The sequence below is a fragment of the Blastococcus sp. DSM 46786 genome, from assembly GCF_900109665.1.
Taxonomy (GTDB): domain Bacteria; phylum Actinomycetota; class Actinomycetes; order Mycobacteriales; family Geodermatophilaceae; genus Blastococcus; species Blastococcus carthaginiensis.
In genome coordinates, this window is the sequence record NZ_FOAO01000023.1 from 12,526 (window position 1) to 34,225 (window position 21,700).

General features: G+C 74.7%; 17 protein-coding genes. 7 read left to right on the top strand and 10 right to left on the bottom strand.

From position 1 onward, the window contains the following. Positions 1-68 precede the first annotated feature (68 nt). Entirely contained in the window at positions 69-1,613 is a 1,545-nt protein-coding gene (locus BMW62_RS18585) for a UDP-N-acetylglucosamine 1-carboxyvinyltransferase (protein ID WP_091934101.1), read from the bottom strand. Positions 1,614-1,689: 76 nt separating this feature from the next. Here BMW62_RS18585 and BMW62_RS18590 point away from each other — a divergent pair, with 76 nt between their 5' ends. Together BMW62_RS18590 and BMW62_RS18595 are read left to right on the top strand one after the other, a co-directional pair. Further along, positions 1,690-2,436: an SDR family oxidoreductase gene (locus tag BMW62_RS18590; protein WP_091934104.1), complete on the top strand. Its 747-nt coding sequence runs from the start codon at positions 1,690-1,692 to the stop codon at positions 2,434-2,436. A 118-nt stretch (positions 2,437-2,554) separates the two neighbouring features. After that, a complete protein-coding gene (locus BMW62_RS18595; protein ID WP_091934107.1) occupies positions 2,555-3,490 on the top strand; it encodes a DMT family transporter in 936 nt (311 codons plus the stop codon). Between the two features lie 153 nt (positions 3,491-3,643). Here the strand turns inward: BMW62_RS18595 and BMW62_RS18600 are convergent, their stop codons facing one another. The 4 genes from BMW62_RS18600 to BMW62_RS18615 all read right to left on the bottom strand — a co-directional run bounded on the left by BMW62_RS18600 (position 3,644) and on the right by BMW62_RS18615 (position 7,090). After that, complete coding sequence (locus BMW62_RS18600) at positions 3,644-4,474, bottom strand: DUF998 domain-containing protein (protein ID WP_244524153.1); 831 nt, start codon at positions 4,472-4,474, stop codon at positions 3,644-3,646. Positions 4,475-4,574: 100 nt separating this feature from the next. Then, positions 4,575-4,775: a hypothetical protein gene (locus tag BMW62_RS18605; protein WP_091934113.1), complete on the bottom strand. Its 201-nt coding sequence runs from the start codon at positions 4,773-4,775 to the stop codon at positions 4,575-4,577. A 79-nt stretch (positions 4,776-4,854) separates the two neighbouring features. Then, the gene (locus tag BMW62_RS18610) at positions 4,855-5,190 is read right to left on the bottom strand and encodes a hypothetical protein (RefSeq protein WP_244524154.1); all 336 of its coding nucleotides are present in this window, start codon (positions 5,188-5,190) and stop codon (positions 4,855-4,857) included. A 112-nt stretch (positions 5,191-5,302) separates the two neighbouring features. Beyond that, positions 5,303-7,090: a bifunctional metallophosphatase/5'-nucleotidase gene (locus tag BMW62_RS18615; protein WP_091934116.1), complete on the bottom strand. Its 1,788-nt coding sequence runs from the start codon at positions 7,088-7,090 to the stop codon at positions 5,303-5,305. A gap of 195 nt (positions 7,091-7,285) precedes the next feature. Between BMW62_RS18615 and BMW62_RS18620 the strand changes: the two genes are divergently transcribed. Next, positions 7,286-9,910, top strand: a complete 2,625-nt coding sequence (locus tag BMW62_RS18620; RefSeq protein ID WP_091934119.1) for an ExeM/NucH family extracellular endonuclease — start codon at positions 7,286-7,288, stop codon at positions 9,908-9,910. A gap of 72 nt (positions 9,911-9,982) precedes the next feature. On the opposite strand, the gene malQ is transcribed toward BMW62_RS18620, so the two are convergent. After that, positions 9,983-11,812 carry a 4-alpha-glucanotransferase gene (gene malQ, locus BMW62_RS18625; RefSeq protein ID WP_091934122.1) on the bottom strand — a complete coding sequence of 610 codons (1,830 nt, stop codon included), beginning with the start codon at positions 11,810-11,812 and terminating at the stop codon, positions 9,983-9,985. 169 nt (positions 11,813-11,981) lie between these two features. On the opposite strand from malQ, the gene BMW62_RS18630 reads away from it, so the two are divergent. The 4 genes from BMW62_RS18630 to BMW62_RS23535 all read left to right on the top strand — a co-directional run bounded on the left by BMW62_RS18630 (position 11,982) and on the right by BMW62_RS23535 (position 18,125). Further along, positions 11,982-14,636 carry a putative bifunctional diguanylate cyclase/phosphodiesterase gene (locus BMW62_RS18630; protein WP_139206306.1) on the top strand — a complete coding sequence of 885 codons (2,655 nt, stop codon included), beginning with the start codon at positions 11,982-11,984 and terminating at the stop codon, positions 14,634-14,636. A 50-nt stretch (positions 14,637-14,686) separates the two neighbouring features. Beyond that, a complete protein-coding gene (locus BMW62_RS18635; RefSeq protein WP_091934128.1) occupies positions 14,687-15,730 on the top strand; it encodes a TIGR03885 family FMN-dependent LLM class oxidoreductase in 1,044 nt (347 codons plus the stop codon). Then, positions 15,727-17,394: an alpha-amylase family protein gene (locus tag BMW62_RS18640; RefSeq protein WP_091934130.1), complete on the top strand. Its 1,668-nt coding sequence runs from the start codon at positions 15,727-15,729 to the stop codon at positions 17,392-17,394. Before BMW62_RS18635 ends, BMW62_RS18640 begins: the two co-directional genes overlap by 4 nt. Positions 17,395-17,546: 152 nt before the next feature. Continuing rightward, on the top strand, positions 17,547-18,125 hold the full coding sequence (locus BMW62_RS23535; RefSeq protein WP_280138675.1) for a hypothetical protein: 579 nt from the start codon (positions 17,547-17,549) through the stop codon (positions 18,123-18,125). Between the two features lie 47 nt (positions 18,126-18,172). On the opposite strand, the gene BMW62_RS18650 is transcribed toward BMW62_RS23535, so the two are convergent. The 4 genes from BMW62_RS18650 to BMW62_RS18665 form a co-directional block, all read right to left on the bottom strand. Next, complete coding sequence (locus tag BMW62_RS18650) at positions 18,173-18,940, bottom strand: sulfite exporter TauE/SafE family protein (RefSeq protein WP_091934133.1); 768 nt, start codon at positions 18,938-18,940, stop codon at positions 18,173-18,175. After that, a complete protein-coding gene (locus BMW62_RS18655; RefSeq protein ID WP_091934136.1) occupies positions 18,937-19,716 on the bottom strand; it encodes a sulfite exporter TauE/SafE family protein in 780 nt (259 codons plus the stop codon). The genes BMW62_RS18650 and BMW62_RS18655 overlap by 4 nt, the downstream gene beginning before the upstream one ends. Before the next feature lie 83 nt (positions 19,717-19,799). Continuing rightward, complete coding sequence (locus tag BMW62_RS18660; protein ID WP_091934139.1) at positions 19,800-20,189, bottom strand: universal stress protein; 390 nt, start codon at positions 20,187-20,189, stop codon at positions 19,800-19,802. Continuing rightward, positions 20,186-21,700: a tripartite tricarboxylate transporter permease gene (locus BMW62_RS18665; protein WP_091934142.1), complete on the bottom strand. Its 1,515-nt coding sequence runs from the start codon at positions 21,698-21,700 to the stop codon at positions 20,186-20,188. The genes BMW62_RS18660 and BMW62_RS18665 overlap by 4 nt, the downstream gene beginning before the upstream one ends.

Consider the following 21,700-nt stretch of genomic DNA (forward strand, 5'->3'; position numbering starts at 1 on the left):
GGGTCCTGGCTCACGGCCGACGGTGAGCCAGGACCCGGAACGATCGGGTCACCTGATCGTCGCGGGGCTCAGTCGCGGAAGACCTCGATGTCGGCGCCCATCTCCACCAGGCGCTCGTACAGCTGCTCGTACCCCCGGGCGATGATGTCGACGTTGCGCAGCACCGACGTGCCCTTCGCCGCCAGCATGGCCAGCAGGATGCAGACGGCCGGGCGCAGCGCGGGCGGGCAGACCACCTCGGCGGCCCGCCAGCGGGTGGGGCCGGTGGCGAGGACCCGGTGCGGGTCGAGCAGGCGGACGTCGGCGCCGAGCCGGGTGAGGTCGGAGAGGTGGATCGCCCGGTTGTCGTAGACCCAGTCGTGGATGAGCGTCGACCCCTGCGCCTGCGCGGCGATGACCGCGAAGAACGGCAGGTTGTCGATGTTCAGCCCCGGGAAGGGCATCGGGTGCACCTTGTCCAGCGGCGCCTTGAGCTCCGACGGGTGGATGGTGATGTCGGCCAGCCGGGTGTGCCCGTTGTCGGCCAGGTACTCGGCGGAGAGCTCGTAGCGCAGCCCCATCTCGGCCAGCACCGCGAGCTCCACCTCGAGGAAGTCCACCGGCGCCCGGGCCACCGTCAGCTCCGAGCCGGTGACGATCCCGGCGGTGAGCAGGCTCATCGCCTCGACCGGGTCCTCGCTGATCGTGTAGTCGACGTCGGCGTCGAGCACCGGCCGCCCACGGACGACGAGCGTCGTCGAGCCCATGCCCTCGATGCCGACACCCAGCAGCTGCAGGTAGAGGCAGAGGTCCTGGACCATGTAGTTCGAGCTCGCGTTGCGGATGGTCGTGGTGCCGTCGGTCCGGGCCGCGGCCAGCAGCGCGTTCTCGGTGACGGTGTCCCCGCGCTCGGTCAGCACGATGGTGCGGTCGGCGGCCGCCGGGCCGTCCACCCCGACCTGGTACTCGCCGGCGTGCGCCTCGACGGCGAGACCGAACGGACGCAGCGCGATCATGTGCGGCTGCACCGTGCGGGTGCCCAGGTCGCACCCGCCCGCGTACGGCAGCCGGAACGAGCGGGCCCGGTGCAGCAGCGGCCCCAGGAACATGATGATGCTGCGGGTGCGCCGCGCGGCGTCGGCGTCGATGCCGTCGAGGTCGAGCTCCTCGGGGACGACGAGGGTGAGGTCGTGCCCGTGCTCGTCCCACGTGGCGGCGACGCCGATGGAGCGGAGCACGTCGAGGATGCGCTCGACCTCGACGATCCGGGAGACGTTGCGCAGCCTGGTGCGGCCCCGGTTGAGCAACGACGCGCAGAGCAGGGCGACGGCGGCGTTCTTGGACGACTTCACCGCCACCCGGCCGCGCAGCGGGTGCCCGCCGGTGACCCGGAGGTGCGCCGGGCCGGCCGGGCCGAGCCGGATCAGCTCGCTGTCGAGCGCGGCGGAGAGCCGCCCGAGGAACTCCAGCGTGAGGTTCTGGCTGCCCTGCTCGATGCGCGCGACAGCGCTCTGGCTGGTGCCCAGCCGCTCGGCGAGCTGCTGCTGGGTGAGGCCGCGGTGGCGGCGGGCGTCGCGGACGAGTGCCCCGATCCGCCGGACGGCCTCGTCGGCGGGCTGGTCGATGAGCGTCACCGGCACACGTTATCTCGTATCTGAGATGAGAGCGGCACCACGCCGGGACGGTCGGCTGCACCGGCACACTGCACCCGTGGAGGTACTCGTCACCGGCGGCACCGGCCGTCTCGGGCAGGAACTGGTCCCGCAGCTGCGCGACGCCGGGCACCAGGTGCGGTCGATGTCCCGCCGGGGCGCCGGTCCGGGTGGGGTGCGGGGCGACCTCGCCACCGGGCGCGACCTGGCGCAGGCGGTGGCGGGCGCGGAGGTCGTGGTGCACGCGGCCAGCGACCCCCGGGGGGACTCGTGGGAGGTCGACGTCGCCGGCACCCGGCGGCTGGTCGAGGCGGTCGACCGGTCCCGTCCGCCGCACCTGGTGTTCGTCTCGATCGTCGGGGTGGACCGGGTGCCCCTGTCCTACTACCGCGCGAAGTACGCCGCCGAGCAGGTGCTGCTGGCGTCGGGGCTGCCGGTCACGCTGGTGCGGATCACCCAGTTCCACGGGTTCGTCGACGAACTGCTCGGCACGGCGCGCCGCGGGCCCCTGCTGCCGGTGCCCATGGGCTGGCGGGTGCAGCCGGTCGACGTCGCGGACGCCGCCGCCCACCTGGTCGAGGTCGCGGGCGCCGCGCCCTCGGGCGGGGTGGTGGAGCTCGGCGGCCCCGAGGAGCACTCGGTGGCCGACCTCGCACGGGCCTGGGCGGCGGTGCGCGCGCCGGGCGTCCGGGTGATCGCCACCCCCGTGCCGGGCCGGCTCGGCGCCGCGCTGCGCGAGGGAGCGGCTGTTCCCGCGCGCGGGGCGCGCGGCCGCCGCACCTGGGCCGAGCACCTGCACGGCTGAGGTCTGGCGGCCGCGGGACCGCAGCGTTCCTGCCCGCTTCCGCTGCACGGGTGCCAGCCGCGTGCCACGGCCGGAAACCGCCGGAGCCCTGTCGGTGGGCGCCCCTAGGGTCCCGGGCGTGACCACCACCGCGCCCCCGGACGGCCGCACGCTGCTCGCCGTCGTCGTCACCGTGCTCGCGTGGGCATCGGCCTTCGTGGGCATCCGCGCGGTCGGTGAGGACCTCTCACCCGGCGCACTGGCGCTCGGCCGGTTGCTGGTCGGCACGCTGGTGCTGGGGCTGCTCCTCACCCGCCGGGGCTGGGTGCGCCCGACGGCCGGCGAGTGGCGGCTGCTGGCCGTCTGCGGCCTCGGCTGGTTCGCCGTCTACAACCTCGCCCTGAACGCCGCGGAGCAGCACCTCGACGCCGGGACGACGGCGATGCTGGTCAACATCGGGCCGGTCCTCATCGCCGTGCTCGCCGGGTTGCTGCTCGGCGAGGGCTTCCCCCGGTGGCTGGTCGTCGGCCTGGCCGTGGCCTTCGGCGGCGTGCTGCTGATCGGGCTGGCGACCCGCGGCGCGGAGGCCGACGTGGTCGGCGTCGTGTTCTGCGTGGTCGCCGCGGTCACCTACGCGGTGGGCGTGGTGGCCCAGAAGCCGCTGCTGCGGCGGCTGCCGGGGCTGCAGGTCACCTTCACCGCGTGCGCCATCGGCGCGGCGGCCTGCCTGCCCTGGGCCGGGGCGCTGGTGGCAGACCTGGGCACCGCGCCCGCGGGGTCGGTCGCCGGTCTGGTGTACCTGGGCGTGGTCCCCACCGCGCTGGCGTTCAGCACGTGGGCCTACGCCCTCTCGCGCATGGACGCCGGGCGCCTCGGGGTCACGACCTACCTGGTGCCGCCGCTGGTCATCCTGCTCGGCTGGCTGCTGCTCGGCGAGACGCCGCCGATGCTCGCCGTGGTCGGGGGCGTGGTCTGCCTGGCCGGTGTGGCGGTGTCCCGCCGTCGGTCCCGGCCGGCGCTGGTGCCGGCGGCCGGTCTACCCGCCGCCCACGCGGGGACGGTCGGCCGGCGGTAGGCCCGCCGCCGGCGGACCCGGCGGACCCGGCGGACCCGGCGGACCCGGCGGACCCGGCGGACCCGGCGGACCCGGCGGACCCGGCGGACCCGGCGGTCAGCGGCCTGCGTCCGGTGCGCGACGTCCTGCGGTTCGAGCCGACGGGCTGACGGCTCAGCCGCGCGGGCGCGGAGGGGCCCACGGGTCCTCGGGATCGGTGTCCGCGTCGTCGGCGGGCGACCCGTCGGCGTCGGTGCCGGAGCGCCCTGCGGCGGTCGCGCCGGTGCGGCGGTCGCCGCCCGCGGCGGACTCCAGGGCGGCATCGCGCGCCCGGGCCTGCTCGGCCAGCCGCGCCTGCTCGCGCTCGCGCTCGGCGCGGCGGGACGACTCCGCTGTCGCGAGGTCGCCGCCGCGCCCCAGCCACCACAGGGCGGCGCCGCTCAGGGCCAGGGCGATCGGCAACGGGTAGGCGGCGGCGCGCTCCATGCCGCCCTCGCCGAGGTACCGCGTGACGCCGGTCAGGAAGAAGATCGTCCCGGCCGTCGCCACGATGCCCAGCAGCACCACGACGGTGCCCAGGACCTCGGACGGCGGCCGGACGGCGTAGGCGAGGGCGATCAGCCCGAGCGCGCCGCCCGCCAGGTACAGGACGGCGCCGACGGCGTGCGCGGTGCTGTTGCCGTCGGTGGGGAAGACCCCCACCAGCAGCACGCCCAGGGCGGCCGCGCCGAGCAGCGCCGGCACCACCCGCGCCGCACCACCGCGCAGCACGGGCAGCAGCAGCAGCGCCCCGCCCAGGATCAGCGCCGCCTGGACGACGAACGAGGCGTTCATGAGCTGCCGGGCCGGGGAGTCGGCGGCCCCCAGGGCGCTGATCACGTCGTCGGCCCGGGTGTACGGGCCGGTGTACCGGGCCTGGGCCACGGCCTCGACGACGAAGAACTGCAGCGTCAGCACCCACAGGAGCGCGCCCCAGCGGAGGCGGTTGGACGTCACGGCAGCCATCGTCCCAGCCGCCCGCGGTGCGCACGGACGGCGGGCGGCCGGCCGGCGACGTCGGCGGCGCGCGGCCGCCCCGGCGCCGCCGGCCGGGGCACCCGCGGGGTCAGTCGGTGGCCGAGTGCAGGTCTGCACCCGCCGGGTCGGCGTCGTCGGAGCCGACGGCCTGCCGTTCCTGCTCGGTGCGGTGCTCGAGCACCTCGTCGGCGGGGTGCGGGTCCTTGGCGTGCTGGGTGCGGTCGCGGGTGGGGTGCTCCTGCGGATCCATGACGTCGTCGAGGTTCGGGGTGTCCTGGGGGCCGGTCATCGTGGCGTCCTCCGGTCGATCGGTATGCGGTCGGGGAGAGCCATAGCCGCGACCGCACGCCGCTAACCGGGCGCGGTGGTCACCGGGGCTCGAGGCGGGCGGCCGGCAACCACGCCTCGACGAGCGCCGAACCGTGCGGGCCGCTCAACGCATAGGTGACCCGCCCCTGCCAGGCGCCGTCGCGCTGGCGCCACTCCACGAGGAGGCCGGGCCAGGTGCCGGGTGCCTCCGGGGGGTCGTGCACCCAGCAGTGCCGCCCCTCGCCGGGCTCCCCGGGGACCCCTGGGCGGCCCGCGGCGGCGGGGCGGGACGGCGGGCCGGGCAGCGGGGAGGAGAGCTGGGGGACGACCCCCGAGTCCGCCGCCCGCTCACCCAGGGAGCGGCCGCCGCGCCCCCGGTTCATCCCGCCCGCCACGCGAGCAGTCTCGCACGCCGGTCGAACAACCGTTCGACGGCGCACCGGCCACCGGACGCCGAACGGGCGCCCTCCGCGGTGATCGCGGAGAGCGCCCGTCCGGGGTGCTGCGTCAGGAGACGGGCGTGATGCGTCCCTCGCCGCCGAGGGGGTAGTCAGCAGCGCTGACGACGCCGCCGAGGTCCTCGACCAGGTAGGTCTCGAGCGCCTCCTGGTAGGTCACCGGCAGGACGGTGAAGGCGACCCCGTCGAAGGGGTAGCCGTCGCCGCCGCGGAGCAGGAAGTCGATCGTGGCGACCGAGATGGTCGTCAGGGCGCCGGTCGGCTCCCCGCCGTCCACCAGCACGGTCCCGTCGTCCAGGACCAGGTCGACGACCCGCGACCCGACCGGCTGGGTCACGTCGTAGGTCACCCGGTAACCGGCGGCCTGGGCGAACTGACCGGCCGCACCCGGCAGACCAGAGAGGCCGCGCTCGACGCCGGCGATGAAGGTCTCGACCGGCATGGCCGGGGCGACACCGACGAAGTTGGAGAACGGCAGCACCGTGTAGGTGTCCAGCGCGGTGATCTCACCGGCCGGGATCACCGCGGCGTTGCGGATGCCGCCGCCGTTCTGCAGCGCGACGACCGGAGGCGTGACGCCGGCGGCGGCCGCCTCCCGCTGGCCGGCGGCGAGCAGGGAGTCGGTCGCGAGGTTGCCGAGGTTGGTCTCCCGGCTGCGGACGTCGTCGCGGATGCCGTTGAGGTCGACCGCCGAGGTGGCCACCACCTGCTCGGCGAGGTCCGCGACGTACTGCTCCACCGGCCGGACGACCTGGCGGTTCACCGCGTAGTTCGGCGCGACGGCATCCGGGCCCTGGGCCGCGACCGGGATGACGCGCGAGACGTCGTCGTGCACCGTCACGAGCTCGCCGGCCGCGTCGAAGGACACGACGAGGCGGCCCACGTAGCTGTAGAGCGCCGCCGTCGTGACGACGGGGACGACCTCGCCGTCGGCGTCGGTCGGGGTCAGGGGGTAGGAGCCGTAGACGTCCGTGCCGTTGGGCACCAGCGGGTCGCCCTCGTCGGCGAGCAGCTCGTGCCCGCCGCCGCCGATGATGACGTCGACGCCGCTGAGCTCGGCGGCCAGGGTCAGCTCGTTGTCGATGTCCTGCAGGTGGGAGACCAGCACGACCTTGTCGACGCCGGCGGCCGCGAACGCGGCGGCCTGGGTGTTGGCGATCTCGGCGAGCGCGGGGTCGATCGTCACGTCTTCGGAGCTGGTGAGACGGGCGAGGTCGGGCGTGGTGAGCCCGATGAAACCGATCTTCTCCCCGCGCTCCTGGACGACGTGCGAGGTGACGATGGTGCCGTCGGCCACCCGGGCCAGCAGCGCCGGCTCGTCCTGGAAGCCGAGGTTGCTGGAGACGATCGTCGTCTGCGGGCGGATGTCACCGATCCACTCGGCGAAGAAGTCCGGGCCGAGGTCGAAGTCGTGGTTGCCCGGGATGGACACGTCGAAGCGTGCCGCGTTGAACGCGGTGGCGTCGTAGATCGGGCGCCGGGACTCCTCGCTGGCGGCCAGCTGGGGCCCGGGGAGGAAGTTGTCACCGGCCGAGACGGTGACGACGCCCCGCTTCTTCGCCGTCCCCTCGGCCCGCGGGCCGGTCAGAGCCAGGATCTGCTGCTGCCGGATCAGCTCGACGAAGCGGTCGGCCCCGCCGTAGGTGGCGCCGTCCTCGGTGGTGACGGGCAGCAGCGCGGACTCGAGGTCGTTGGCGTGCAGCAGCGTGAGGGTGAAGTCGGGACGGGGTTCCTGGGCGGGCGCGGCGGTGGCGGTCCCCGCCAGGGTGCCGCCGGCCAGGGTGGCCACGGCCACGGTCGCCACGACGGTGCCGCGGCGCAGGTGGGTCAGAGACATGTCGCTCCGGGGTCGGTGGGTTCGGCCAGGGGAGCCTCACATCGAAGGGTGAACGGCGCGTAGCCATCGTGGAAAAGTGTGACAAGAAACACATACTGGGCGTCTGGTCACCGGGATGTCACCTTGCGTGGTTGGCCCCGTCACCCGATCGACCTACGGTCACGGCGTCTCCCCTCCGTCCGGAAGGACTTCTCCGTGCTCGTTCGCACCGGCGGTAGGCGCCTCCTCGCGCGCCGTACCGCCCTCGGCACCCTCGCCGCCTCCGTGGCCGTGGTGGGCCTGCCCGCCGTCGCCTCGGCGGCGCCACCCACCACGCCGTTCCTCTCCGAGATCCACTACGACAACGACGGCACCGACACCGGCGAGTTCGTCGAGGTCCACCTGCCCGCCGGCACCACGTCCGAGGGGCTGTCCGTCGTCCTCTACAACGGCAGCAACGGCGCGGTCTACGCGACGCTGCCCCTCCCGGTGGTCGATGCACCGGCCGGCGGGCCCGCAGTGGTCGTCGTCGAATCGGAGGGCGTCCAGAACGGCGCACCGGACGGCGTCGCGCTGGTGCGCGGCACCGAGGTGCTGGAGTTCCTCTCCTACGAGGGGTCCCTCACCGCCGCGGGCGGCCCGGCGGCCGGCCTGACCAGCACGGACATCGGCGTCTCCGAGGGCGGGTCGACGCCGGTGGGGCAGTCCCTGTCCCGGACCTACGACGCGGCGGCCGACGCCCTCGTGTGGAGCGGGCCGGCGCCCGCCAGCAAGGGCACCGTCAACCCCGCAGGCACCACCGACCCGGAGCCCGAGGAGCCGGTCGACGTCTGCGCGACCACGCCGACGCACGAGATCGGGTCTGTCCAGGGCGCGGGCGCGGAGTCCCCGCTCGCCGGCCAGCAGGTCACCGTCCGCGGCATCGTCGTCGGTGATCTGGAGGGCTTCGGCGGGTTCCACCTGCAGGACGCCGACGGCGACGGCGACGCCGCGACCTCCGACGGCGTCTTCGTGTTCAGCGACGTCGCGGTCGACCTCGGTGACACGGTCGCCGTCACCGGCCAGGCACAGGAGCGCTTCGGCCAGACCCAGATCGCGGCGCGCGAGGACGCCGCGGTCTGCGCCGAGGGCGCGGTCGCGGATCTGCCGGCGGCGACCCCTCTCGACCTGCCGGCCGGTGACGAGGACCGGGAACGGCTCGAGGGCATGCTCGTCGCGCCGGTCGACACGCTGACCGTCAGCGAGGTCTTCGACCTGACCAGGTTCGGCGAGCTGACCCTGTCCGAGGGCGGCCTGCTGGTGCAGCCGACCGAGCTCGCCCGGCCCGGCACCGCCGAGGCCGAGGCGGTCGCGGCGGGGAACACGCTGCGCCGGATCGTGCTGGACGACGGCGTGAGCGAGCGGGTCACCGTCAGGACCGCGCCCTACCTCTCGCCGGAGACGCCCGTCCGGGTCGGTGACGAGCTCGAGCTGATCGAGCCGCTCGTCCTCGGCTACGGCTTCGACCAGTGGCGGCTGCAGCCGGCCGACGGCACCGCCGACGGCGTCTTCGCGCCGCAGAACACCCGCCCGAAGGCCCCCGAGGCGGTGGGCGGCGACATCCAGGTCGCTGCGTTCAACGTGCTGAACTACTTCCTGACCTTCGAGGAGCCCGGTCGCGGTGCGCGCAGCGCCGAGCAGCTCGAGCTGCAGGCGGACAAGATCGTGCCGGCCATCGAGGCCCTCGGTGCCGAGGTCGTCACCCTCATGGAGATCGAGGACACCGACTCGACCGGCTACTCGCCCGGCGACGCCGACCGGGCGCTGGCCGACCTGGTGCGCCGCCTGAACGCGGCCGCAGGCTACGACAAGTGGGACCACGTCCCGCTGCCCGACGAGCTCTACGGCGTCGACCGCGACGTCATCCGCAACGGGATCATCTACCAGGACGACGTCGTCCTCCCGGTCGGCGACCCGGTGGGCCTGGTGGACGAGACGGTGTGGGACAACGCCCGCGAGCCGATCGCCCAGACCTTCGTGAAGGACGGCGACGCGTTCACCGTCGTGGCCAACCACTTCAAGTCCAAGAGCCCCGGTGAGCCGACCGGCGACAACGTGGACTCCGGCGACGGCCAGGGTGCCTGGAACGGCGACCGTGTCCGGCAGGCGGCGTCGCTGGCGCAGTTCGCCGCGGAGCTGCGGGAGTCCACCGGCGACCAGGACGTCGTGCTCATGGGCGACCTCAACGCCTACACCCAGGAGGACCCGATCCAGCTCCTCGAGGACGCCGGGTGGACCGACCTGGGGCTGCGCTTCGACGAGGGCTCGTACAGCTACGTGTTCGACGACATGTCGGGCTCCCTGGACCACGCGCTGGCCACGGCGGAGCTGACGGCGAAGATCACCGACGTCACGCACTGGAACATCAACGCGGTCGAGTCCTTCGCCTACCAGTACTACGGGGACCCGGCGCTGTACGCGGCGGACCCGTACCGGTCCAGCGACCACGACCCGCTGGTGCTCGGCATCGACCTGGAGGAGCGCTGCCAGGGCCTGCTGCCCACCGTCCGGGGCACCGAGGGGAAGGACCTCCTCAGCGGCACGAACGGCCGGGACGTGATCATGGGCCTCGGCGGCGACGACGAGATCCGCGGGCGCAACGGTGACGACGTCGTCTGCGGTGGGGCCGGGAACGACCGCATCGCCGGTGAGAACGGCGCGGACGTGCTGTCCGGCGGCTTCGGCGACGACCGGCTGGACGGCGGGAACGGCAGCGACGTGCTCGTCGGCGGCCCGGGCACCGACCGGCTCGACCAGGGCCGCGGGCAGGGCACCGCGGAGCAGGACGGCGCCGAGTCCTGACCTGACCGGCACCTGAGCGCGCACCGGCGCGGCACCTCCGAGGAGGTGCCGCGCCGCGTGCGTCCCGGGCGGTCAGTCGCTGCCGACGCCCTCGGCGAGGGTGCGGGCCACGGTCTGGAGCAGCGGGTGCCCCGGCAGGTCCTCCACGAGGACGGGCAGCGGCAGCGACCAGTTGGGCCGGTCCCCGGCGCCGGGCATGTTCGGCCGGCGCTGCTCGCCGACCGCGTCGTCCAGCGTCGCCGAGAGCAGCATCGACGGCGCCGTGGCCAGCAGGGCGTGCGCCTGCTCCACCGCCTGCTCGACCGTCGCGTCGTCGGAGAGCCCCGGCAGGTGGGCCAGCAGCGAGCTGCGGCCGCGCTCGAGCTCCTCCTCGGTGCCGGTGCCGTGCTCCCGCTGCTCGTCGACGTCGGCCTCGGTCCAGAGGCCCGCCACGGTCGGCAGGTCGTGCGTGGTGATCGCGGCCATCGCCTCGGCCGGCCACGCCGCGGGCTCGTCGTCCTCGAACCACAGCAGCCGGTAGGAGAGCAGGCCGTGCTCGGCCATCGCCTCCCGGACGCCGTCCTCCACCGTGCCGAGGTCCTCCCCGACGACCAGGGCGCCGGCGCGGTGGCTCTCCAGCGCGACGATGTTCAGCAGGTCCTCCGCCGGATAGCGGACGTAGGCGCCGTCGGCCGCGCTGCCGCCGGCGGGGACCCACCACAGCCGGAACAGCCCCATGACGTGGTCGATCCGCAGCCCCCCGGCACCGGCCATGGTGGCCCGGATGGACTGCACGAAGGGCCCGTAGTCGGCATCGCGCAGCCGCCAGGGGATCAGCGGCGGGGAGCCCCAGTCCTGGCCGGCCGAGTTGAACGCGTCCGGGGGCGCGCCGACGCTCACGCCGTCGGCCAGCACCTCCTGCCAGGTCCAGGCGTCGGCGCCGCCGCCGGCGAAGCCGATCGGCAGGTCCTGGATGACGGTCATCCCGGCGGCCGCGGCGGTGAGCTGCAGCTCCAGCGCCCACTGCAGCCAGGCGTGGAACGCCACCACCGCACCGTGCCGCTCGGCGTAGGCGGCGACGGCCGGCGCGTCGGGGCGGCGCAGCTCCTCGGGCCAGGTGTGCCAGTCGGCGCCGTGCTCCTCGGTGATCGCCGCCCACGTCGCCCACTCCTGCAGCGTGCGGCCCTGCTCCTCCCGCCAGCGGGTGAAGGCCTCCCCGCCGCCGTGGGCGAAGAAGATCCGCATGAGCACCTCGCGCTTGCGGGCCCAGACCGCGTCCCGGTCGATCAGCGCTCCCTCGGACAGCGCCCGCCCGGCGTCGGCCTCGAGGTCGACGGTGTCGGCGCCGGGGACCTCGTCGACCCGCAGGTAGAGCGGGTTGCGGAAGCGCCGGGTGGCCGGCAGGTAGGGGCTCGCCTCCTGGGTGGCCAGGGGCGCGACCGCGTGCAGCGGGTTGATCAGCAGGAACCCGGCGCCCTGGTCGGCGGCCATCTGCCGGAGGGTGCGCAGGTCGCCGAGGTCCCCGATGCCCCAGCTCTCCCGGCTGCGGGTGGCGTACAGCTGCACCGCCCAGCCCCAGGCGCGGTCCTCGGGCAGCCAGCACCGCCCCGGGGAGACGATCAGCCGGCGACGCGGACCCTCGGGCGCCTGCAGCCAGTGGTAGCCGAGCGGGAAGTCCTGCGGCAGCTCGCCGTCGATGTGCCGCACCTCGCCGTCCTCGCAGACGACGTCGGCCTCGTCTACCTCCAGGGCGTCACCGGGGCGGGCGACGATCGGCGCCCGCTCCTCCAGGTCGGCCGGCGGCTCGCCGATGACGGCGCGCAGCTTCTCGATCGTCTCGTGGGCTACCTGGTGCTCCTCGTCCAGCGCGTCCAGCCAGCTGGCATCGATGCCCCATCCGTCGGTCGTCGGCTTCGTCGTCACCCCGCGATCCTCGCCGCGCGGGCCCCGGTGCGCAGCCGGGAGGGACGTGGTCCCGGTCTCGTCGCGGGCCGTCGCCGGTGTCACCCGTCGGGGGCGGGGCGCCGGTGGCGCGGCTTCAGCGGGGCCGCCCGTGCGCCGAGGACGTCCAGGACATCGGGAGGCGGTGGCGATGGGCGACGTGGCCCGGCGGGTCTCCGGCCCACTCGTCCGCTGGGGTGGCGGGCTGGTCGCCGTGGGCGCGCTCGTCCGCGTGCACCTCGGGCTCGAGGGCACGCAGTGGGCCCTGGTCCTGTACCTGGCGGTCGTCCTCCTGGCCGCCGCCGTCGCATGGGCCGGGACCGGCCGGGGGCCCGGCCGTGCGGCCCGGGTGCTCATCGCCCTGGGCATCACGCTGTCGGTGGTGGGCGACCTCCTGTGGGAGGTCCTGCAGCGCAACGGGATGCCCGTCGACGTCTCGGTGGCCGACGTCGCCTACCTGGGCTCCTACGTGGCGCTCGCGGCGGCGCTCACCAGCATGGCCGGCGTCGCCGGGCAGAGCGCCCGCGACCGCTTCGACGGCTGGGTGGACGCGGTGGTGGTGTTCGTCGCCGTCCTCCTCGTCATGTGGGACCTGACGCTGGCCGAGACGCTCACCGACACCTCCCAGCCGATGCTCGCGCGGCTGGTGTGGGGGCTCTACCCCGCGCTGGACGCGGCGCTGATCGGGCTGGTGTTCCGGCTCGTCGCGGGCAACGGCCGGAACCGTGGCGCGCTCGCGGTCGCCGCCGGGGCCGGCTGCTGGCTGGCCGCCGACGTCGGCTACCTGCTCACCGCCGACCACGAGGCGCCACCGGCCCTGCTCAACTCGGGGTGGATGGTGGGTGCGGTGCTGCTCGCCGTGGCGGCCCGGAGCCGCACCGTCCGCCGCCCCGGGGCCGCGGCCTCGGAGCCCGAGCGCGCGGGGCTCGGCCGGCTGGCGGTCTGCCTGGCGGCGCTGCTCGTCCCCGCCGGCATCGAGCTGGTGCACGACCTGCGCGGTACCGAGCACACGCCGAAGTCCGTGTTCGGTGCCTCCCTGGTGCTGGTCGTGCTGGTCTTCGTCCGCACGGCGCGGCTGCTCCGGGCCGAGACCGAGGCGCGCGCGCTCGTCCGGGCGCAGGCCCGGCGCAACGCCGCGCTGGCCGCCCACTCGTCCGACGCCGTGGTCGTCGTCGAGCGGACCGGCCGGTTGCTGACCACCCCGGTGCAGCTGGCCGGCCTGCTCGACGTCGCGCTGCCCCCGGGATCCGCCGTCGCCGACCTCGCCCGCGACGCCGGGATCGACCTCGCCGCCGCGCGGGCGGTGTTCGCCCGGGCCGTGGCCGCCGAGGGCGCGGTCGTCAGCGCCGAGCTGGCCCGCCGGTGCGGGGGAGATGAGCGCTGGCTCGGCGTGCGGCTGGTCGACCTCTCCGCCGATCCCGACGTCGGTGGGGTCGTGGTCCACGCCACCGACATCACCGAGCGCAAGCGCGCCGAGCAGACGATGGCCCACCAGGCCTTCCACGACGCGCTCACCGGGCTGGCGAACCGGACCCTGTTCACCGAGCGGGTCGAGCAGGCACTGCGGCACGACGCACGGCACGGCGGTACCGCGGCGGTGCTCTACCTGGACCTGGACGGGTTCAAGGCGGTCAACGACAGCCTGGGCCACCAGGCGGGCGACGTGCTGCTGCGCCGGGTGGCCGACCGGCTGGCCGCGACGGTGCGGGAGGGCGACACGCTCGCCCGCCTCGGGGGCGACGAGTTCGCCCTCCTGCTGGAGGAGACCGCCGGCCTGGAGGAGGCGCTCGCGGCCGGGCAGCGGGTGCTCGCCGCGCTCGCGCAGCCGGTGCTCGTCGAGCGGCAGCCCGTGTCGGTCTCCGGCAGCATCGGGATCGCCCTGGCCGACGCGGGGGCGACCAGCGACGCGCTCGTGCGGGACGCCGACATCGCCATGTACGCGGCGAAGACGGGCGGCCGTGCCCGCGTGGTCGTGTTCGACCCGGCGATGCGCGCCGCGGTGGTCGAGCAGCGGACGCTGGAGGCGCAGGTGCAGGGAGCCCTGGCGAACGGGAAGCTGTCGCTGGTGCACCAGCCGGTCGTCGACCTGGCCGACGGCCGGGTCGTGGGCTTCGAGGCGCTGCTGCGCTGGCACTCCCCGGTGCTCGGGAGCATCCCGCCCGACCGCTTCGTGCCGGTCGCCGAGGACCTGGGGCTGATCGAGGAGATCGGCGCGTGGGTGCTCGGGGAGGCGTGCGCGGCCGCCGCCGGCTGGCGCCGCCGGCACCCCGGCGCCCGGGACCTGACGATGGCGGTGAACGTCTCGGCGGTGCAGCTGGCCTCGCCCGACCTGGTGGAGCAGATCACCGCGGCGCTCGCCGCCAGCGGGCTCCCGGCCGGGGCGCTCGTGCTCGAGGTGACGGAGACGGCGCTGGTGCGCGATCCCGAGGTCGCCGCCCGGCAGCTCGCCGCGCTGCGCGCCCTGGGCGTGCGTCTGGCGCTCGACGACTTCGGCACCGGGTACTCCTCGCTCAGCTACCTGCGCCAGTTCACCGTCGACGTCCTGAAGATCGACCGCTCGTTCATCGCCACGATCGACGGCGCGTCGCTGCCCCCGATCGTCCGGGGCCTGATCGACCTCGGCCGCACGCTGGACCTGGAGATCGTCGCCGAGGGCGTCGAGCTCGACCTCCAGCGCGAGCAGCTGCGCGCGGCCCGGTGCGACCTGGCCCAGGGGTACCTCTTCGCCGCGCCGCTGTCCGCCGAGGACGCCGAGCTGCTCCTGCTCGCGCCGACCGACCACGCCGCCGTGGCCGACGGGGCCTGACCCGTCCCTTCCGCATGGCCGACCCGCCGGTCCTGCGGTAGGCATCGGCCATGCCGGTGATCGGGTTCCACAACTCCCACGAACAGGTCCACCCCGCCGCGCTGCTGGACGCCGTCCGGCACGCCGAGGAGGCCGGCTTCACCGCCGCCATGTGCTCCGACCACCTCACTCCCTGGAACCCGCGGCAGGGGGAGTCGGGGTTCGCCTGGTCGTGGCTGGGCGCGGCGATGGCGACGACGTCGCTGCCGTTCGGCGCGGTGAACGCGCCCGGCCAGCGGTACCACCCGGTGGTCATCGCCCAGGCCATCGCCACCCTCGGCGCGATGTTCCCCGGGCGGTTCTGGGTGGCGCTCGGCAGCGGCGAGGCCATGAACGAGCACGTCACCGGCGGCACCTGGCCGCGCAAGGAGGTCCGGGACGCGCGGCTGCGGGAGTGCGTCGACGTGATCCGCCGGCTGCTGGCCGGGGAGCTGGTCAGCCACGACGGGCTGGTCACCGTCGACCGGGCGGCCATCTACACGCTGCCCGACCCCCAGCCGGCCCTGGTCTGCCCCGCCGTCAGCGTGGCCACCGCCCGCAACGGCGCCGACTGGGCCGACGGGCTGGTCACGATCAACCAGCCGCACGACAAGCTGCGCGAGATGATCGCCGCCTACCGGGACGCCGGCGGGCAGGGGCCGCTCGCCGTCCAGGTGCACGTGGCCTGGGATCCCGCCCCCGACCGGGCACTGGCGATCGCCCACGACCAGTGGCGCAGCAACGTCTTCCCGCCGCCGCTGTGCTGGGACCTCGACAGCCCGGAGGCGTTCGAGCAGGCCAGCGCGCACGTGGCACCCGAGGACATGCACGGCCCCGTCCGGATCTCCGCCGACCTCGGGCAGCACGCAGCCTGGATCGCCGAGTACCTGGAGCTGGGCTTCGACCAGGTCTACCTGCACCACGTGGGCAAGGAGCAGCGGCCGTTCCTGGACGCGTTCGGCGAGCGGGTGCTGACCCAGTTCGACGTGGAGCGACCCGGCCCGGTCGCCGCCATCGACCCACCGGGGCCGGCGGAGAACCGCCGTCCGCACGTCGAGCCGGTGCCGGCGCCGTGAGGATCAGCGACACCAGCGACCTCTGGTGGAAGACCGCCGTCGTCTACTGCCTCGACGTCGAGACCTACCTGGACTGGAACGGCGACGGCGTCGGCGACTTCGCGGGCCTGGCGCAGCGCGTCGACCACCTGGCCGATCTCGGCGTCACCTGCCTGTGGCTGATGCCCTTCTACCCGACCTGCGAGCGCGACGACGGCTACGACATCACCGACTTCTACGCCGTGGACCCGCGGCTGGGCAGCCTCGGTGACCTGGTGGAGGTGATCCGGACGGCGAACGACCGGGGCATCCGGGTGATCGCCGACCTCGTGGTGAACCACACGTCGGTCCACCACCCGTGGTTCGAGTCGGCGCGCACCGCCACGGACGCCCCGTACCGCGACTTCTACGTCTGGCGCGCGGACGAGCCGCCGGACACCAGCGACCAGGTCGTCTTCCCCGACCAGGAGGACAGCATCTGGACGCGCACCGAGGAGACGGGGGAGTGGTACCTGCACCGCTTCTACAAGGAGCAGCCCGACCTCGACGTCACCAATCCCGCGGTCCGCGACGAGGTCGCCAAGATCATGGGCTTCTGGCTCCAGCTGGGGCTGTCGGGCTTCCGGGTGGACGCGGTGCCCTTCTTCCTCGAGACCCGGCGCGGCGACGACGAGCGGCTGCCCGAGCCACACCAGTACATGCGCTCGCTGCGCCAGTTCCTCACCCGGCGCACGGGGCCGGCGGTCCTGCTGGGCGAGGTGAACCTGCCCTACGAGCAGCAGGTGCAGTTCTTCGGCGGCCCGGACGGCGACGAGCTGACCATGCAGTTCGACTTCGTCGGCATGCAGGCGATGTACCTGTCGCTGGCGCGCTGCGACGCCGGCGCCCTGACCACCGCGCTGCAGGCCCGGCCGCAGGTCAACCCCGACTCGCAGTGGGCGACGTTCGTGCGCAACCACGACGAGCTGACCCTCGACAAGCTCTCCGAGGACGAGCGCCAGGAGGTCTTCGCCGCCTTCGGGCCGGAGGAGCGGATGCAGGTCTACGGCCGGGGGCTGCGCCGGCGCCTGCCGCCGATGCTGGCCGGTGACCCCAGGCGCGTCCGGCTCGTCTACAGCCTCATGTTCTCCCTCCCCGGCACCCCGGTGCTGTTCTACGGGGAGGAGATCGGCATGGGGGAGGAGCTCTCGGCCGACGGGCGGCTGGCGGTGCGGACGCCGATGCAGTGGGACGACTCGGTCAACGGCGGCTTCTCCACCGCGGACCCCGACCGGCTGCCAGGGCCGGTGGTCAGCGGCGGCTTCTCGCCGGAGTTCGTCAACGTCGCCGACCAGCGGCGCGACCCGGACTCGCTGCTGTCCTACGTCAAGCTGCTGGTCCGCCGGTACCGCGAGTCGCCGGAGCTCGGCTGGGGCAGCTTCGAGGTGCTCGAGCAGCCGCACGCGGCCGTGCTGGCGCACCGCTGCACCTGGGACGACGGCGCGCTGGTCGCCCTCCACAACCTCGGGGCCGAACCCTGCACGGTGCCCCTGCAGCTGCCCGACTGCGCCGGGGCCGGGCTGCACGACCTGCTCGAGGAGGGCGCCGCGACGGTTCCCGACGACGGCTCGGTGGAGCTGGCGCTGGACGGCTACGGCCACCGCTGGCTGCGGGTGGTGCGCCCGGGGAGTCGGCGGTTGCTGTAGGCGCGGCGGTGGCCGGCTGCGCGCGGCCGGTTACCCGCTGCCCTGCGATCCGGCATCCCGGGGGCGTGAGGGATGACCCACGTCGGCCGCGCGGGGTGTCCTGCGCCGTGCGGGGGGCGGCTGTGCCTAGCGTGGCCGGTGAGGTGAGTGCGATGAGCGAACGCGACCAGACCATGTCCCTGCCCGCGCCCGGGCCCGACGACGCCGGACCCGCGTCCGGCGGTGCCACGCCGAGCGGCACGTCCGGTGGTGCCACGTCCTCCGGGGCGCCGGGGGCCGCGCCGGCGCCGCCCCTGCCCGAGCCGACCCCGGTGGCGGGGGGGAACGCGCCACCCGCCGGGCACGCCACCGCCCCGGTGGGTGTGCGCCCGGCCCCCCGCAAGCCGCGGCGCGGCCCCATGACGGTGATGGGCCCCTGGGCGCCGGTGGCCGGTGGACTCCTCGGCCTGTTCCTCGGGCTCGTCGCCGTCCTGCTGCTGGCGGGGTCGGCGGAGACCTTCGCCGACCGGTTGTCGCTGACGTTCGCCGTCCTCGGCCTCGGGTTGCTCGGCGCCGCCGGCGTGCTGCTCGCCGACGAGGTGCGCATCGTGCGCCAGCGGTCCCGGGAGGCCGGCGTGCGCCCGCAGTGGGTGGAGGCGACGGCGGGGCTGGTGAACGGGCTGACCCCCGCCCGGCTGCTGCTGCTGACCAGCGCCTTCGTGCTCTTCCTGTCCGCCTACGTCGCCCGCTGAGCGGCCGTGCGCCGGTCGGGGTCGGGACCGGCGCACGGCGGGGCGGCTCAGGAGTAGGCCTGGACGCCCAGGTGGACGGCGAGCCCCAGCCCGGCGACGGCGATGAGCCGGCGCAGCAGCGTCTGCGGGGCGCGGCGCACCACGCGCGGCCCCAGCCGGCCGCCGGCGAAGAGCCCGAGGGCGAGCGGCAGCGCGGCGGACCAGACGACGGGCGCGAGCAGCACGAACGCGACGGCGGCCACCGTGTTGGCCAGGCCGAGCACGACGTTCCGCAGCGCGTTGCTCCGGGCCAGCCCCTCGCCGGTCGTCAGCAGGAACAGCGCGAGCATCATCACGCCGGCGGCCGCGCCGAAGTACCCGCCGTACACGGCGACGGCGAAGGTGCCCAGCGGGAGCCACCGCGGGTCCGGGGCGGCACCTCTCGCCGCCATCCCCTCGGCGGCGAGGGCCCGCGGTGGGCGCTGCAGCAGGAGGACGAGGGAGGCCCCGGCGACGAGCCCGGGGACGATCCGCTCGAACGCCTCGGACGGGGTGGACAGCAGCAGCGCGGCACCGGCGGCGCCGCCCAGGACCGCGCCCGCGGCCAGGCGCACCGTGCGGCGCCCCTGGCCGCGCAGCTCCGGGCGCGACGCGCTCACCGACCCGACCGCGTTGAGCACCAAAGCCACGGTGTTGGTGACGTTGGCGGTGACCGGCGGCAGCCCGGTGGCCAGCAGCGCGGGGTAGCTCACCAGCGAGGCCAGCCCGGCGATGCTGCCGGTGAGCCCGGCGCCCACGCCGGCGGCGACGAGGAAGAGGAACTCGGGCACGCTCACCGGCTGAGGAGCACCGCGATCGCGACCACGCCGAGGACGACGATCGCCGTCCGCAGCAGCGGCTCGGGCAGCCGCCGGCCGTAGCGGGAGCTGACGTACCCGCCGACGAGCGACCCCGCGGCCAGCAGCCCCGCCGCCGACCACGCCACCCGGTCGGTCGCGACGACGACGTAGGCGCCCGCCGCCACGCCGTTCACCGTCAGGGTCAGCACGTTCTTGAGCGCGTTCAGCCGTTGCAGCGGCTCGCGCAACAGGAGCCCGAAGAGCCCGATCTGGATGACGCCCTGGCTGGCCGCGAAGTAGCCGCCGTAGGTGCCGGTCAGGTACGCGGTGCCGAACAGGGCGGCCCGCCGTCCCGGTCCGATGCGCAGCTCGGGAGCGCCTTCAGGGTGCCGCCGGGCGATCCGGCGCTTGACCAGCGGGTGCACCGCGACCAGGACGACGGCCACGGCGATCAGCACCGGCACCACCGCCTCGAAGGCCGCCGCGGGCAGGTGCAGCAGCAGGAAGGCGCCGGTCAGGCCCCCGAGGACGGACGCCGGGATCAAGCCGAGCAGCAGCCGCCCCTGCCCGCGCAGCTCGCGCCGGTAGCCGATCGCGCCGGTCAGGTTCCCGCCGACCAGCCCCAGCGAGTTGCTGATCGTCGCCGGCACCGGTGGGAGGCCGACGGCGAGCAGCACCGGGAAGGAGACCAGCGTGCCCGAGCCGACGACGGCGTTGATCCCGCCGGCGGCGAACCCGGCGGCGGCCACCGCCACCATCTCCACGCCCGTCATGCGTCCATCCCGACGAGATTGGCACGCCGGGGACGGCCCCCGCTCGCGCGCGGGCCGTCGATCCGATCACACCGGAGCCCGGCTCAGGGCTTGACGGCGAGGACCGGGCGGTCGGCGTCGAGCAGGATCCGCTGGGCGCTGCTGCCCATGAGCAGCTTGCCGACCGGGGAACGCTTGCGCAGCCCGATCACGATCACCGAGGCGTCGACCTCCCGCGCCACGCGCAGCACCTCGTCGGCCACCTCGCCCTCGCGCGTGACCTGCCGGACCTCGACCGCGACACCCGCCCGCTCGGCCCGGGCGGTGATGTCGCGGAGGGTGTCCTCGTCGGCGACCTCGACGCTGACCGGGGCGCCCCCGCGCGAGGAGTTGAGCACCAGGACCCCCTCGCCGCGGCGGGCAGCCTCGGCGATGCCGGCGTCGAGGGCCGCGCGGGCCTCCGGGGTGGGGACGAAACCGACGAGGACGGTCATACGGGCTCCTTGGCGGGACGGTCGGAGGTCGCCCGTCGACGGGCGAGCAGCCGGGAGAGCAGGGGACCTAGGACGACGAGGAGGAATACCGCGAGCAGTGTCCCCGAGATCGGCCGGGTGAGGAAACCGGTGGGGTCGCCCTCGAAGATCAGCAGCGACCGGCGCAGGTTGCTCTCCAGCAGCGACCCGAGGACGAAGGCCAGCACCAGCGGCCCCGGGTCGAAGCCCAGCTTCTTCATCAGGTAGCCCAGGGCGCCGAACACGATGACCAGGCCGATGTCGAAGACGCTGTTGCGCACCGTGTAGACGCCGATGAGCGTGATCATCACCGTGATCGGCGCGAGCACCGTCGCGCGGACCCGCAGGATGCGGACGAACAGGCCCACCAGCGGGATGCTCATGATCAGCAGCAGGATGTTGCCGATGTACATCGAGTTGACGACGCCCCAGAACAGCTCGGGGTCGTCCTCGACCAGTCGCGGCCCGGGCGTCACGCCCTGGATCAGCAGCGCGCCGAAGATGACCGCCATCGTCGCGTTCGCCGGGATGCCCAGGGTGAGCAGCGGGATGAACGACGACGTCGCCGCGGCGTTGTTGGCCGACTCCGGGGCGGCGACGCCCTCCACCGCGCCCTTGCCGAAGCGCTCGGGGGTCTTGGAGCGGCGCTTCTCCATCGAGTAGGCGGCCAGGGAGGAGAGCGTCGCCCCACCACCGGGGAGGATGCCCAGGAAGAACCCGAGCACCGAACCGCGGCCGATCGCGCCGGAGGACTGGCGCAGGTCCTTCCGGGAGGGCCACACGTTGGACACGGTGGCGGGCGCCCGCACCGCGTGGTGCCGTTCCTCCAGGGCGTGGAGGATCTCGCCGAGGCCGAACAGGCCCATCGCGATCGGCACGAAGTCCAGCCCGTCGGCGAGGTTCAGGTTGTCGAACGTGAAGCGCTCCGCGCCGGTGAAGCTGTCCCGGCCGACGGTCGCGAGCAGGAGGCCGGCGGCGGCGGCGACCAGCGCCTTGATCCGGTCGCCGCTGCTGATGGTGGAGACGAGCAGGATGCCGAGCAGCGCCAGGGCGGTGTACTCGGGCGGACCGAAGTCCAGGGCGAAACCGGCCACGAGCGGCGCGACGAAGGACAGCGCCACGATCGAGATGGTGCCGCCGACGAACGAGCCGATGGCGGCGATGCCCAGCGCGGTCCCCGCCTTGCCCTGCCGGGCGAGCGCGTACCCGTCGAAGACGGTCACCACCGTCGAGGCCTCGCCGGGCAGGCGCAGGAGCACCGAGGTGATCGTCCCGCCGTACTGCGCTCCGTAGAAGATGCCGGCCAGCATGATGATCGCCGTCACCGTGTCGATGCCGATGGTGAGCGGCAGGAGGATGGCGATCGTCGCCGCGGGCCCGAGCCCGGGGAGGACGCCGACCAGCATGCCGATGACCACGCCGATCAGGCAGTAGAGCAGGTTCGTGGGCTCGAGGACGACGGTGAAGCCGTCCAGCACCGGGGCGAGGTCCAC